This window comes from Staphylococcus sp. FSL W8-0056, assembly GCF_037963075.1.
GTDB lineage: Bacteria > Bacillota > Bacilli > Staphylococcales > Staphylococcaceae > Staphylococcus > Staphylococcus aureus.
Genome location: NZ_CP150142.1, coordinates 573,978 through 588,532 on the forward strand (window position 1 = coordinate 573,978; position 14,555 = coordinate 588,532).

Sequence of the window (14,555 nt, forward strand, 5' to 3'; positions counted from 1 at the left end):
TACGCGAAGGGCAAAAAGGAGTTCTGATATATGAATATCGAAGAAGTTAAGTCTTTTTTTGAAGAACACAAAGACGATAAAGAAGTAAAAGATTATCTAAACGGACTTAAGACGGTGTCTGTTGATGACGTTAAAGGCTTTTTAGATACAGAAGAAGGTAAACGATTCATTCAACCTGAATTAGATCGTTATCATTCGAAAGGATTAGAATCATGGAAAGAGAAAAATCTTGAGGATCTAATCGAACAAGAAGTACGGAAGCGTAATCCTGAGCAATCAGAAGAACAAAAACGTATTAGTGCTCTTGAACAAGAGTTAGAAAAACGCGACGCAGAGGCAAAACGTGAGAAGTTAAGAAGTAACGCGCTAGGTAAAGCGCAGGAACTAAATTTACCAACATCCTTAGTTGATAGATTTTTAGGCGATTCTGATGAAGATACTGAGCAAAACTTAAAAGCTTTAAAAGAAACCTTTGACAAGTATGTTCAAAAAGGCGTTGAGTCTAAATTTAAATCGAGTGGAAGAGATGTTAAAGAATCACGAAATCAAGATTTAGACCCTTCAAATGTAAAGTCCATTGAAGAAATGGCGAAAGAAATCAATATTAGAAAATAAAGTGAGGTAATAAAATATGGCAACTCCAACATACACGCCAGGCAATGTTATTTTATCGGATTTTAAAAACGGCGTTATTCCAGCAGAACAAGGTACTTTAATCATGAAAGACATTATGGCTAATTCAGCAATTATGAAATTAGCTAAAAATGAGCCAATGACAGCACAAAAGAAAAAATTTACTTACTTAGCAAAAGGTGTAGGCGCCTACTGGGTATCAGAAACGGAACGTATTCAAACTTCTAAGCCTGAATATGCACAAGCAGAAATGGAAGCTAAGAAAATTGGTGTAATTATTCCGTTATCAAAAGAGTTTCTTAAATGGACTGCAAAAGATTTCTTTAATGAGGTTAAACCTCTAATTGCAGAGGCATTTTACAAAGCGTTTGACCAAGCTGTTATCTTTGGTACTAAATCACCTTACAACACTTCAACTAGTGGTAAACCGCTTGTTGAAGGCGCAGAAGAGAAAGGTAACGTTGTTACAGATACTAATAATTTATACGTAGACCTTTCGGCATTAATGGCTACTATTGAAGATGAAGAGTTAGATCCAAACGGAGTATTAACTACACGTTCATTCAGAAGTAAAATGCGTAATGCTTTAGATGCTAATGACAGACCATTATTTGATGCTAACGGGAACGAGATTATGGGATTACCACTATCTTATACTGGAGCGGATGTATACGACAAAAAGAAATCGTTAGCACTAATGGGTGATTGGGATTACGCACGTTACGGTATCTTACAAGGTATTGAGTATGCAATTTCTGAAGATGCCACGTTAACGACGTTACAAGCATCAGATGCTTCTGGCCAACCAGTATCATTATTTGAACGTGATATGTTCGCTTTACGTGCGACGATGCATATTGCATACATGAACGTTAAACCAGAAGCGTTCGCAACGCTTAAACCAACTGAATAGGAGGAGATATGATGGCTAATCCTGCAGAAGAGATTAAGGTAAAAAAAGACAATATGACTATTACTGTTACAAAGAAGGCATTTGACTCTTATTACAGTCTTGTCGGTTACAAAGAGGTTAAATCACGTCGTACTACGTCTGATAAGAGCGAGTGATAAAAATGACTCTTTATGAAGATGTTAAACTTTTACTCAAGAAAAATGGAGTGGAAGTTAAAAGTGATGAAGAAGAAATATTTAAGATGGAAGTTGACGGAATACTAGAAGATGTTAGGGATATAACAAACAATGATTTTATGAAAGATGGTCAAGTCATTTATCCTTACTCAATCAAAAAGTATGTCGCAGATGTCCTAGAGTATTATCAACGACCTGAAGTTAAAAAGAATTTAAAGTCAAGAAGTATGGGGACAGTGTCGTACACTTATAACGATGGTGTCCCTGATTACATTAGTGGAGTATTAAACAGGTATAAACGAGCAAAGTTTCATCCGTTTAAACCAATAAGGTAGAGGTGTTGTTTGTGTTTAACCCATACGACGAATTCCCTCACACTATTTCTATTGGAAGTATCAAAAAAGTAGGAGAGTATCCAATTATACAAGAGCGCTTTGTAAGCGATAAAACAATTAAAGGATTTATGGATACGCCTACTACATCTGAACAACTAAAATTTCATCAAATGTCACAAGAATATGACAGAAACCTATATGTACCTTATGACTTGCCAATATCTAAAAACAATTTATTTGAGTATGAGGGTAGAATCTTTAGTATTGAAGGTGATTCTGTAGATCAGGGCGGACAACATGAAATTAAGTTACTACGACTTAAGCAGGTGCCATATGGCAAAGGTTAAGTATGGTAATTGGGACTTAGTTAAGGAACTTGAGGAGTTCGAGGAAGAAACGATTAAATGGGCTAAAAAAGGCATAGCCAAGACAATTAACAAAATATATAATACTGCAGTTGCGTTGGCTCCGGTTGACATGGGTTTTTTAAAAGAAAGTATCGACTTTATGTATAAAGACGGTGGGCTTACAGGCATCATCAGTGTAGGCGCTGAATACGCTATATACGTTGAGTATGGAACGGGTATCTATGCTACTGGTCCCGGTGGTAGTAGAGCAAAAAAACTCCCTTGGTCTTATGAAGATGAAGATGGAGAATGGCACACTACTTACGGTAGTCCAGCGCAACCTTTTTGGAACCCAGCTATCGATGAAGGCAGAGCATTCTTCAATAAGTATTTTTCATAGAGGTGGTTAAATATGTGGGTATCAGTTGAACCTGAACTTACAAATCAAATATATAAAAGATTAATCTCAGACCCTAACATTAACAAACTAGTTGATGATAGGGTCTTTGACGTTGTTCAAGATGACGCTGTTTACCCATATATTGTTGTGGGTGAATCTAACGTCACTAACAACGAATCTAGTGCAACAATGAGAGAAACGGTCGGTATTGTCATACATGTGTATTCACAGTTCGCTACACAATACGAGGCTAAGCTCATTTTAAATGCGATAGGCTATGTGCTTAACAGGCCTATAGAGATAGAAAATTATGAATTTCAATTTAGTCGTATCGATAGTCAAGCGGTATTCCCTGATATAGACAGGTTTACTAAGCATGGCACGATACGGCTTTTATTTAAGTACAGACATAAAAAGAAAAACGAAGGAGTGTATTAAATGGCGCAAAAAAACTATTTAGCGGTTGTACGTCCAGCTGAAACTGATTTAGATTTAGTTGATGCTTTATTATTAGCTGACTTACAAGAAGGTGGACATACGATTGAAAATGATTTAGCTGAAATAGTACGAGGCGGTAAAACGGACTATTCTTCCAATGCAATGTCAGAATCATTTAAATTAACGATTGGTAATGTGCCTGGAGACAAAGGAATTGAAGCAGTGAAACACGCTGTACAAACAGGTGGACAGTTGCGTATATGGCTTTATGAGCGTAATAAACGTGCAGACGGTAAACATCACGGAATGTTTGGTTATGTTGTTCCAGAATCATTTGAAATGTCGTTTGATGATGAAAGTGACAAAATCGAACTGTCATTAAAAGTTAAATGGAATACAGCGGAAGGCGCTGAAGATAACTTGCCAAAAGAATGGTTCGAAGCTGCAGGTGCTCCTACAGTTGAATACGAAAAGTTCGGCGAAAAAGTAGGTACGTTCGAGAATCAAAAGAAAGCTAGTGTTGTATCTGATTCACACACGGAAGACCATTCTATGTAAACTAATAGATCAAGGGGGCGTAAGCTCCCTATTTTTTTATAAAAAAATTGAAAAGAGGTATATATTTTGACTGAATTTAATCCAATTACAACATTAAAAATTAATGACGGAGAAAAAGATTACGAAGTAGAAGCAAAAGTAACATTTGCATTTGACCGAAAAGCTGAAAAATTCTCAGAAGATAGCGAAGATGGGAGAAAAGGAGCAATGCCAGGATTCAATGTTATCTTTAACGGTTTGCTAGAATCTAGAAACAAAGCGATTTTACAATTTTGGGAATGTGCTACTGCTTATTTAAAAAACCCACCAACTCGAGAACAATTAGAAAAAGCGATTGATGATTTCATCACTGAAAACGAGGATACTTTGCCGTTATTACAAGGGGCTTTGGACAAACTTAACAATAGTGGTTTTTTCAAGAGGGAGAGTCGCTCGTACTGGATGACATTGAACAAAGCACCGAATATGGCCAAAAGCGAGGACAAAGAAATGACGAAAGCAGGCATAGAAATGATGAAAGAGAATTACAAGGAAATCATGGGCGCAGAACCTTACACGATTACTCAAAAATAAGGCAACTGACAGCTAGATATTTAGGATATATCCCTGAACATGAATTGTTAGCACTAACACCTGCTGAATGGCGTGATTGGCTTATTGGTGGTCAGGATAGGTACCTAGATCAAAGACAATTATTAATTGAACAAGCGCAAGCTAACGGCTTAGTACAAGCTTCTAAGAGGCTAACTAGTATGATTCGTGACATTGAGAAACAACGTTACGAAATAAGAGAACCTGGTAGCTATGCTCGTGTACAAAAAGCTAGATTAGAAGAAGAAAAAAGAAGACGTGAACTCTTCAAAGAAGGCACAAGAAAATTCCTTGAATCGAAAGGAGGTTAGCCTTTGGATACTCATTTTATGGCAAAGATTATGGCCAATATTAGAGATTTCCAAAGCAACGTAAGGAAAGCTCAACGATTAGCAAAGACGTCTGTACCAAACGAAATTGAAACAGATGTAAAAGCAGATATTTCAAGATTCCAAAGAGCTTTACAACGCGCTAAAGCTATGGCGCAAAAATGGCGTGAACATAACGTTAAAATAGATGGTAATAATTCACCGTTAAAACGTGCAATTGCTAGTGCAAAAACGATGTTGGCCACGTTACACAACAAAACAATAAAAGTTAATTTCGATACGAGAGGTATGACAAAAACCCAAATTTTAACTAAGGCACTGAATCAGTCCTTAACTGATTATAGTGAGAAAATGGACGCGCTAGCTACTAAAATTCGTACATTTGGTACAATTTTTGCACAACAAGTTAAAGGCTTAATGATTGCTAGTATACAAGCATTGATACCAGTGATTGCCGGATTAGTACCTGCAATAATGGCAGTACTTAATGCGGTTGGTGTATTAGGTGGTGGCGTTTTAGGTTTAGTTGGCGCATTCTCTGTCGCAGGTCTTGGAGTTGTTGGCTTTGGTGCAATGGCTATTAGCGCTCTTAAAATGGTTGAAGATGGAACATTGGCAGTAACAAAAGAAGTTCAAAACTTTAGAGATGCGAGCGATCAGTTAAAAACTACATGGCGTGATATTGTTAAAGAGAATCAAGCAAGTATCTTTAATGCGATGTCAGCAGGTATCAGAGGTGTTACAAGTGCGATGTCTCAATTAAAACCATTCTTATCTGAAGTATCTATGCTGGTTGAAGCAAACGCACGCAAGTTTGAGGATTGGGTTAAACATTCTGAAACAACTAAGAAAGCATTTGAAGCATTGAATAGCATAGGTGGCGCAATCTTCGGAGATTTATTGAACGCTGCAGGAAGATTTGGCGACGGATTAATTAACATTTTCACTCAATTAATGCCGTTGTTCAAATTTGTGTCTCAAGGACTACAGAACATGTCCATAGCTTTCCAAAATTGGGCTAATAGTGTGGCTGGTCAGAATGCTATTAAAGCGTTTATTGACTACACTACCACTAACTTACCTAAGATTGGTCAGATATTTGGCAATGTGTTCGCTGGTATTGGTAATTTAATGATTGCTTTTGCTCAAAACAGTTCTAACATTTTTGACTGGTTAGTTAAATTAACTTCTCAATTTAGAGCATGGTCAGAACAAGTAGGACAATCACAAGGATTTAAAGACTTTATCAGTTACGTTCAAGAGAATGGTCCTACTATTATGCAGTTAATCGGTAATATCGTAAAAGCGTTAGTGGCATTTGGTACTGCAATGGCTCCTATAGCTAGTAAATTACTAGATTTCATTACTAATTTAGCTGGATTTATCGCCAAACTATTCGAAGCACACCCAGCAGTCGCTCAAATTATCGGTGTTATCGGTATTTTAGGTGGCGTATTTTGGGCTTTAATGGCTCCGATCGCAGCTGTTAGCAGTGTGTTAAGTAATGTGTTTAGTATGACTTTATTGAATGTTGTCAAAAGAATACTGGATTTAACTAGAATAACTGGGGTGGTAAGTAAAGCGTTCGGTTTATTGACTGGTGCTTTCACAAGTATTTCTTGGCCAATATTAGCAGTAGTTGCAGTCATTGGTGTATTCATTGGTATTCTTGTTTATTTATGGAAAACAAACGAGAAATTCAGAAAAACAATAACAGAAGCTTGGAACGGTATTAAAACAGCAGTTTCCGGTGCGATTCAAGGTGTAGTAGATTGGTTAACTCAATTGTGGGGCAAAATTCAATCAACATTACAGCCGATCATGCCTATTTTGCAAATGTTAGGTCAAATATTCATGCAAGTTTTAGGTGTTTTAGTCATAGGTATCATCACAAACGTTATGAATATCATACAAGGATTGTGGACCTTAATTACAATCGCGTTCCAAGCCATAGGAACAGTAATATCCGTAGCAGTCCAAATCATAGTAGGTTTGTTCACTGCTTTAATTCAGTTGCTTACTGGAGACTTCTCAGGTGCTTGGGAGACTATTAAAACTACGGTTACCAATGTACTTGATACGATTTGGCAATACATGCAATCAGTTTGGGAGTCAATTATCGGCTTTTTAACTGGCGTAATGAATCGAACGCTTTCTATGTTTGGTACAAGTTGGTCACAGATATGGAGTACAATCACTAATTTTGTTAGCAGTATTTGGAACACTGTTACAAGTTGGTTCAGTCGTGTTGCTTCGAGTGTAGCCGAAAAAATGGGACAAGCACTAAACTTTATTATCATAAAAGGTTCTGAATGGGTTTCTAACATTTGGAATACAGTTACAAGTTTCGCGAGTAAAGTAGCTGATGGGTTTAAAAGAGTTGTCTCAAATGTAGGAGACGGTATGAGTGATGCACTTGGTAAGATTAAAAGTTTCTTCGGTGATTTCTTAAATGCCGGAGCGGAATTAATCGGCAAAGTAGCTGAGGGTGTAGCCAATGCTGCGCACAAAGTTGTTAGTGCAGTAGGCGATGCAATTTCATCTGCATGGGACTCTGTAACTTCATTCGTAAGTGGACACGGCGGAGGTAGTGGCTTAGGCAAAGGTTTAGCGGTATCACAAGCTAAAGTAATGGCTACAGACTTTGGCAGTGCCTTTAATAAAGAGCTATCCTCTACTTTGACAGATAGTATAGTAGATCCTGTAAGTACTTCTATAGACAGACACATGACTAGCGATGTTCAACATAGCTTAAAAGAAAATAATAGACCTATTGTGAATGTAACGATTAGAAATGAGGGCGACCTTGATTTAATTAAATCACGCATCGATGACATGAACGCTATAGACGGAAGTTTCAACTTATTATAAGGGAGGTTTGTTAGTTGATAGCGCACGATATAGAAGTAATAAGGAATGGTTCGCAGTATCGCGTCAGTGACAATCCTTTCACTTATAATCACTTGGAAGTAGTTGAATATAACGTTACAGGCGCAGGATATCATCGTAACTATTCTGATATAGAGGGTATTGATGGTAGATTTCATAATTACGCTAAAGAAGAACTTAAAAAAGTAGAGCTTAAGCTAAGGTATAAAGTACCTAAAATTGCTTATGCTTCACATTTAAAGTCAGACGTCCAAGCACTATTTGCTGGACGTTTTTATTTAAGGGAATTAGCTACACCAGACAATTCAATTAAGTATGAGCATATATTAGATATACCAAAAGACAAACAAGCATTTGAGCTTGATTATGTTGATGGACGACAACTTTTTGTAGGACTAGTAAGTGAAGTTTCTTTTAACACAACTCAAATATCAGGGGAATTTTCTTTGTCGTTTGAAACAACCGAACTACCATACTTTGAAAGTGTCGGTTTTAGTACTGATCTTGAAAGTGATAACGACCCTGAAAAATGGTCGGTACCTGATAGATTGCCTACAAACGAAGGTGATAAGAGGCGTCAAATGACATTTTACAACACTAACTCAGGAGAAGTTTATTATAACGGTGATGTTCCTTTAACACAGTTTAATCAGTTTAATGTTGTTGAAATAGAGTTAGCCGAAGATGTTAAAGCTAATGATAAGGATGGATTCACTTTCTATACAGATAAAGGAAATATCTCAGTTATTAAGGAAGTTGATTTAAAAGCCGGAGATAAAATAATCTTCGACGGTAAACATACCTATAGAGGTTATTTAAATATAGATTCTTTTAATAAAACTTTAGAACAACCGGTTTTATATCCAGGCTGGAATCGATTCAAGTCTAATAAAGTAATGAAACAAATTACATTTAGACACAAATTATATTTTAGATAAGGAGTAGCCTATGCCAATTTTATTAAAAAGTCTACAGGGTGTAGGGCACGCTATTAATGTTAGTACAAAAGTAAGTAAAAAGTTAAATGAAGATAGTTCTTTGGATCTAACTATTATCGAGAACGCGAGTACGTTTGACGCAATAGGTGCTATAACTAAAATGTGGACGATCACTCATGTTGAAGGTGAAGATGATTTCAACGAATATGTAATTGTCATACTTGATAAGTCTACTATTGGTGAAAAAATAAGGCTTGATATCAAAGCTAGACAAAAAGAACTTGATGACCTTAACAATTCTAGGATTTACCAAGAGTATAACGAAAGTTTTACAGGCGTTGAGTTCTTCAATACTGTCTTTAAAGGAACGGGTTATAAGTATGTATTACATCCAAAAGTAGATGCATCTAAATTCGAGGGATTAGGCAAAGGAGATACACGATTAGAAATCTTTAAAAAAGGACTTGAGCGTTATCATCTCGAATATGAATACGATGCAAAGACTAAAACGTTTCATTTGTATGATGAATTATCTAAGTTTGCCAATTATTACATTAAAGCTGGTGTGAATGCTGATAACGTCAAAATACAAGAAGACGCATCTAAATGTTATACCTTTATTAAAGGTTATGGTGATTTTGATGGACAACAGACTTTTGCAGAAGCGGGACTACAAATTGAATTCACTCATCCATTAGCACAATTGATAGGTAAAAGAGAAGCGCCACCACTTGTTGATGGACGTATTAAAAAAGAAGATAGTTTAAAAAAAGCAATGGAGCTAGTGATAAAGAAAAGTGTCACTGCTTCTATTTCCTTAGATTTTGTAGCGTTACGTGAACACTTCCCAGAAGCTAACCCTAAAATAGGTGATGTTGTTAGAGTGGTGGATTCTGCCATAGGATATAACGACTTAGTGAGAATAGTCGAAATCACTACACATAGAGATGCGTACAATAATATCACTAAGCAAGATGTAGTATTAGGAGACTTTACAAGGCGTAATCGATACAACAAAGCAGTTCATGATGCTGCAAATTATGTTAAAAGCGTAAAATCTACAAAATCCGACCCATCTAAAGAACTAAAAGCATTAAACGCAAAAGTTAACGCAAGTTTATCCATAAATAATGAATTGGTTAAGCAGAATGAAAAAATAAACGCTAAAGTCGATAAGATGAATACTAAAACAGTTACAACTGCTAATGGTACGATCATGTACGACTTTACTAGTCAATCAAGTATAAGAAACATCAAATCAATTGGAACGATTGGCGACTCTGTAGCTAGAGGGTCGCACGCAAAAACTAATTTCACAGAAATGTTAGGCAAGAAATTGAAAGCCAAAACGACCAACCTTGCAAGAGGTGGCGCAACAATGGCAACAGTTCCAATAGGTAAAGAAGCGGTAGAAAACAGCATTTATAGACAAGCAGAGCAAATAAGAGGAGACCTAATCATATTACAAGGTACAGATGATGACTGGTTACACGGTTATTGGTCAGGTGTACCGATAGGCACTGATAAAACGGATACAAAAACGTTTTACGGTGCCTTTTGTTCTGCAATTGAAGTTATTAGAAAGAATAATCCGGATTCAAAAATACTAGTGATGACAGCTACAAGACAATGCCCTATGAGTGGTACAACAATACGCCGTAAAGACACGGACAAAAACAAACTAGGGTTAACACTTGAGGACTATGTAAACGCTCAAATATTAGCTTGTAGTGAGTTAGATGTACCAGTGTTTGACGCATATCACACAGATTACTTTAAGCCATACAATCCAGCTTTTAGAAAAGCGAGCATGGAGGACGGCTTACACCCTAACGAAAAAGGTCACGAGGTTATTATGTACGAGTTAATCAAAGATTATTACAGTTTTTATGACTAAAGGAGGCAACCAATGGCTTACGGATTAATTACAAGTTTACATTCAATGACAGGTCGGAAAATAGTTGCTCAACATGAGTATAACTATCGCTTGTTAGATGAAGGCATGAGCAAACTTGAGAAAATGTTTATATACCATCAAAAAGAAGAAATATACGCACACTCAGCGAAACAAATTAAATACTTGAATGACAGTGTTGAAGATTATTTAACGTATTTAAATGGCCGTTTTAGCAATATGGTACTAGGTCATAACGGCGACGGTATCAACGAGGTAAAAGACGCGCGTGTTGATAATACTGGTTATGGTCATAAGACATTGCAAGATCGTTTGTATCATGATTATTCAACACTAGATACTTTCACTAAAAAGGTTGAGAAAGCTGTAGATGAACACTATAAAGAATATCGAGCGACAGAATACCGATTCGAACCAAAAGAGCAAGAACCGGAATTCATCACAGATTTATCGCCATATACTAACGCAGTAATGCAATCATTTTGGGTAGACCCTAGAACGAAAATTATTTATATGACACAAGCTCGTCCAGGCAATCATTACATGTTATCTAGATTAAAACCTAACGGGCAATTTATTGATAGATTACTTGTTAAGAATGGTGGTCATGGTACGCACAATGCGTATAGATACATTGATGGAGAATTATGGATTTATTCAGCGGTTTTGGACGGTAACAAAAACAACAAGTTTGTACGCTTTAAATATAGAACTGGAGAGATAACATACGGTAATGAAATGCAAGATATCATGCCGAATGTATTTAACGATAGATATACGTCGGCAATTTATAATCCAGTAGAAAATTTAATGATTTTCAGACGTGAATATAAAGCTTCCGAAAGACAACTTAAGAATTCGTTGAACTTTGTTGAGGTTAGAAGTGCTGATGATATTGATAAAGGTATAGACAAAGTATTGTATCAAATGGATATACCTATGGAATACACTTCAGATACACAACCTATGCAAGGTATCACTTATGATGCAGGTATCTTATATTGGTATACAGGTGATTCGAATACAGCCAACCCTAACTACTTACAAGGTTTCGATATAAAAACAAAAGAATTGTTATTTAAACGTCGTATCGATATAGGCGGTGTGAATAACAACTTTAAAGGAGACTTCCAAGAGGCTGAGGGTCTAGATATGTATTACGATCTAGAAACAGGACGTAAAGCACTTTTAATTGGGGTAACTATTGGACCAGGTAACAACAGACATCACTCAATTTATTCTATCGGTCAAAGAGGTGTAAACCAATTCTTAAAAAACATTGCACCTCAAGTATCAATGACTGATTCAGGCGGACGTGTTAAACCGTTACCGATACAGAACCCAGCATATCTAAGTGATATTACGGAAGTTGGTCATTACTATATCTATACGCAAGACACACAAAATGCGTTAGATTTCCCGTTACCGAAAGCGTTTAGAGATGCAGGTTGGTTCTTTGATGTACTGCCTGGTCATTATAATGGTGCGTTAAGACAAGTACTAACTAGAAACAGCACAGGTAGAAATATGCTCAAATTTGAACGTGTTATCGACATCTTTAACAAGAAAAACAACGGTTCATGGAATTTTAACCCACAAAGTGCTGGTTATTGGGAACATATCCCTAAGAGCATCACGAAATTGTCTGATTTAAAAATTGTTGGTTTAGACTTCTATATCACCACTGAAGAATCAAAACGTTTTTCTGACTTCCCTAAAGATTACAAAGGTATTGCAGGCTGGGTGTTAGAAGTAAAATCAAATACACCGGGTAACACAACACAAGTGCTAAGACGTAATAACTTTGCTTCTGCTCACCAGTTTTTCGTTAGAAACTTTGGTACTGGTGGTAATAGTGGTTGGAGCATAATAGAAGGTAAGGAGGTTGAATAATGTTAGTAGATAATTTTTCAAAAGATGATAACTTAATCGAGTTAAAAACAACATCACAATATAATCCAGTTATTGACACAAACATCAGTTTCTATGAATCAGATAGAGGAACTGGTGTTTTAAATTTTGCAGTAACTAAGAATAACAGACCGTTATCTATAAGTTCTGAACATGTTAAAACTTCCATAGTGTTAAAAACCGATGATTATAACGTAGATAGAGGCGCTTATATTTCAGACGAATTAACGGTAGTAGACGCAATTAATGGGCGCTTGCAATATGTGATTCCAAATGAATTTTTAAAACATTCAGGTAAGGTACATGCTCAGGCATTCTTCACGCAACATGGGAGTAACAACGTAGTTGTTGAACGTCAATTTAGTTTCGATATTGAAAATGATTTAGTCAGTGGGTTTGATGGCATAACAAAGCTTGTTTATATCAAATCTATTCAAGATACTATCGAAGCTGTCGGTAAAGACTTTAACCAATTAAAGCAAAATATGGCTAATACACAAACGTTAATAGCAAAAGTGAATGATAGTGCGACAAAAGGCATTCAACAAATCGAAATCAAGCAAAACGAAGCTATACAAGCTATTACTGCGACTCAAACTAGTGCAACACAAGCTGTTACAGCTGAATTCAATAAAATAGTTGAAAAGGAGCAAACGATATTTGCGCGTGTCAATGAAGTTGAGCAACAAATCAATGGTGCTGACCTTGTCAAAGGCAACTCGACAGTCAATTGGCAAAAGTCTAAGATTACTGATGATTATGGCAAAGCGATTGAATCGTCTGAGCAGTCCATAGATAGCGTTTTAAGCACAGTTAACACATCTAGGATTATTCATATTACTAACGCAACAGATGCGCCAGAAAAGACGGATATAGGCACGTTAGAGAAGCCTGGACAAGATGGTGTTGATGACGGTTCTTCGTTCGATGAATCAACTTATACATCAAGCAAATCTGGTGTGTTAGTTGTTTATGTTGTTGATAATAATACTGCTCGTGCAACATGGTACCCAGATGATTCAAACGATGAGTACACAAAATACAAAATCTACGGCACGTGGTACCCGTTTTATAAAAAGAATGATGGAAACTTAACTAAGCAATTTGTTGAAGAAATATCTAACAACGCTTTAAATCAAGCTAAACAGTATGTAGATGGTAAGTTTCAAAGTACAAGTTGGCAACAACATAAATTAACAGAACATAACGGTCAATCAATCCAAAAGAACTTATATAACGCCAAAGGTAATTTAGAAGCATTGGGCGCTGGGAATTATTACGTAACAAGTGTACCTGATTTACCAGGTATTGTTGAAAGTTACGAAGGCTACTTATCAGTATTTGTTAAAGATGATGCAAATAAGTTATTCAACTTCACACCTTCAAACTCTAAAAAAGTTTATACACGATCAATCACAAATGGTCGATTAGACTCACAATGGGCTACACCTAACGAACATAAAACAGCCGTGTTATTCGATGGTGCTGCAAACGGTGTAGGAACAAGGATTAATTTAACCGAAGCTTATACAAATTATGCAATTCTATTCATAAGCGGTACTTATCCAGGTGGTGTTATTGAAGCATTCAGTTTAACCTCTATACCAAATGCGATTCAATTAAGTAAAACAAATGTAGTTGACTCAGACGGTAACGGTGGTGGTAGTTATGAATGCTTAATAACTAAAGAAAGTGGTACGACGTTAAAAATCGATAACGATGTGTACCTTGATTTAGGCAGTAAAACAGGTTCTGGTGCTAATGCAAACAGAGTTACGATAAATAAAATTGTGGGGTGGAAATAATGAAAATCACAGTAAACGATAAAAACGAAGTTATCGGATACGTTAATACTGGCGGTTTACGCAATAGTTTAGATGTAGATGATAACAATGTGCCTATCAAATTCAAAGAAGAGTTTGAACCTAGAAAGTTTGTTTTCACTAACGGCGAAATTAAATATAACAGCAATTTTGAAAAAGAAGACGTACCGAATGCATCAAGCCAACAAAGTGAATCAGATTTGAGTGATGAAGAACTTCGCGGAATGGTTGCAAGTATGCAAATGCAGGTGACGCAAGTAAACATTTTGGCGATGGAATTAAAGCAACAAAACGCTATGTTAACACAACAGTTGACTGAACTAAAAGCTGGTAAAACAAATACAGAGGGGGACGTTTAA

At 36.4% G+C, this 14,555-nt stretch carries 16 protein-coding genes; all 16 read left to right on the plus strand.

The genetic code is table 11. The annotated features are described in order from the left end of the window. The first annotated feature begins 30 nt into the window (after positions 1-30). The 16 genes from NSS86_RS03015 (at position 31) to NSS86_RS03090 (ending at position 14,555) form a co-directional block, all read left to right on the plus strand. Positions 31-615 (plus strand): DUF4355 domain-containing protein, encoded by a 585-nt coding sequence (locus tag NSS86_RS03015; protein ID WP_001019221.1) that lies wholly within the window; start codon positions 31-33, stop codon positions 613-615. Between the two features lie 16 nt (positions 616-631). Next, entirely contained in the window at positions 632-1,546 is a 915-nt protein-coding gene (locus NSS86_RS03020; protein WP_000235168.1) for a phage major capsid protein, read from the plus strand. Between the two features lie 11 nt (positions 1,547-1,557). Next, positions 1,558-1,701: a hypothetical protein gene (locus tag NSS86_RS03025; RefSeq protein WP_000002931.1), complete on the plus strand. Its 144-nt coding sequence runs from the start codon at positions 1,558-1,560 to the stop codon at positions 1,699-1,701. 5 nt (positions 1,702-1,706) lie between these two features. Further along, complete coding sequence (locus NSS86_RS03030) at positions 1,707-2,057, plus strand: phage head-tail adapter protein (protein ID WP_000177351.1); 351 nt, start codon at positions 1,707-1,709, stop codon at positions 2,055-2,057. A gap of 11 nt (positions 2,058-2,068) precedes the next feature. Next, the gene (locus NSS86_RS03035) at positions 2,069-2,404 is read left to right on the plus strand and encodes a phage head closure protein (protein WP_001604160.1); all 336 of its coding nucleotides are present in this window, start codon (positions 2,069-2,071) and stop codon (positions 2,402-2,404) included. Beyond that, the gene (locus tag NSS86_RS03040) at positions 2,391-2,804 is read left to right on the plus strand and encodes an HK97-gp10 family putative phage morphogenesis protein (RefSeq protein WP_001604159.1); all 414 of its coding nucleotides are present in this window, start codon (positions 2,391-2,393) and stop codon (positions 2,802-2,804) included. Before NSS86_RS03035 ends, NSS86_RS03040 begins: the two co-directional genes overlap by 14 nt. A gap of 12 nt (positions 2,805-2,816) precedes the next feature. After that, on the plus strand, positions 2,817-3,242 hold the full coding sequence (locus NSS86_RS03045) for a DUF3168 domain-containing protein (protein WP_001604158.1): 426 nt from the start codon (positions 2,817-2,819) through the stop codon (positions 3,240-3,242). Continuing rightward, positions 3,243-3,800: a hypothetical protein gene (locus tag NSS86_RS03050; protein ID WP_001604157.1), complete on the plus strand. Its 558-nt coding sequence runs from the start codon at positions 3,243-3,245 to the stop codon at positions 3,798-3,800. 66 nt (positions 3,801-3,866) lie between these two features. Continuing rightward, positions 3,867-4,373 (plus strand): tail assembly chaperone, encoded by a 507-nt coding sequence (locus NSS86_RS03055; RefSeq protein WP_000134337.1) that lies wholly within the window; start codon positions 3,867-3,869, stop codon positions 4,371-4,373. Positions 4,374-4,417: 44 nt separating this feature from the next. Continuing rightward, complete coding sequence (locus NSS86_RS03060; RefSeq protein ID WP_000880587.1) at positions 4,418-4,702, plus strand: hypothetical protein; 285 nt, start codon at positions 4,418-4,420, stop codon at positions 4,700-4,702. Positions 4,703-4,705: 3 nt separating this feature from the next. After that, on the plus strand, positions 4,706-7,591 hold the full coding sequence (locus tag NSS86_RS03065) for a hypothetical protein (protein ID WP_001604156.1): 2,886 nt from the start codon (positions 4,706-4,708) through the stop codon (positions 7,589-7,591). Between the two features lie 14 nt (positions 7,592-7,605). Beyond that, positions 7,606-8,547, plus strand: a complete 942-nt coding sequence (locus NSS86_RS03070; RefSeq protein ID WP_001604155.1) for a phage tail domain-containing protein — start codon at positions 7,606-7,608, stop codon at positions 8,545-8,547. 10 nt (positions 8,548-8,557) lie between these two features. Next, positions 8,558-10,444 (plus strand): SGNH/GDSL hydrolase family protein, encoded by a 1,887-nt coding sequence (locus NSS86_RS03075; RefSeq protein ID WP_001604154.1) that lies wholly within the window; start codon positions 8,558-8,560, stop codon positions 10,442-10,444. A 12-nt stretch (positions 10,445-10,456) separates the two neighbouring features. Then, entirely contained in the window at positions 10,457-12,355 is a 1,899-nt protein-coding gene (locus NSS86_RS03080) for a hypothetical protein (protein WP_033858296.1), read from the plus strand. Further along, positions 12,355-14,178, plus strand: coding sequence for a BppU family phage baseplate upper protein (locus NSS86_RS03085; RefSeq protein ID WP_001604152.1), 1,824 nt, complete (start codon positions 12,355-12,357; stop codon positions 14,176-14,178). The genes NSS86_RS03080 and NSS86_RS03085 overlap by 1 nt, the downstream gene beginning before the upstream one ends. Next, positions 14,178-14,555, plus strand: coding sequence for a DUF2977 domain-containing protein (locus NSS86_RS03090; RefSeq protein WP_000705919.1), 378 nt, complete (start codon positions 14,178-14,180; stop codon positions 14,553-14,555). The genes NSS86_RS03085 and NSS86_RS03090 overlap by 1 nt, the downstream gene beginning before the upstream one ends.

Coding starts and splice junctions, on each gene's coding strand:
- NSS86_RS03045 (WP_001604158.1), top strand. CDS start 2,817: ATGTGGGTATCAGTTGAACCTGAACTTACAAATCAAATATATAAAAGA.
- NSS86_RS03020 (WP_000235168.1), top strand. CDS start 632: ATGGCAACTCCAACATACACGCCAGGCAATGTTATTTTATCGGATTTT.
- NSS86_RS03040 (WP_001604159.1), top strand. CDS start 2,391: ATGGCAAAGGTTAAGTATGGTAATTGGGACTTAGTTAAGGAACTTGAG.
- NSS86_RS03025 (WP_000002931.1), top strand. CDS start 1,558: ATGGCTAATCCTGCAGAAGAGATTAAGGTAAAAAAAGACAATATGACT.
- NSS86_RS03080 (WP_033858296.1), top strand. CDS start 10,457: ATGGCTTACGGATTAATTACAAGTTTACATTCAATGACAGGTCGGAAA.
- NSS86_RS03075 (WP_001604154.1), top strand. CDS start 8,558: ATGCCAATTTTATTAAAAAGTCTACAGGGTGTAGGGCACGCTATTAAT.
- NSS86_RS03015 (WP_001019221.1), top strand. CDS start 31: ATGAATATCGAAGAAGTTAAGTCTTTTTTTGAAGAACACAAAGACGAT.
- NSS86_RS03050 (WP_001604157.1), top strand. CDS start 3,243: ATGGCGCAAAAAAACTATTTAGCGGTTGTACGTCCAGCTGAAACTGAT.
- NSS86_RS03090 (WP_000705919.1), top strand. CDS start 14,178: ATGAAAATCACAGTAAACGATAAAAACGAAGTTATCGGATACGTTAAT.
- NSS86_RS03085 (WP_001604152.1), top strand. CDS start 12,355: ATGTTAGTAGATAATTTTTCAAAAGATGATAACTTAATCGAGTTAAAA.
- NSS86_RS03030 (WP_000177351.1), top strand. CDS start 1,707: ATGACTCTTTATGAAGATGTTAAACTTTTACTCAAGAAAAATGGAGTG.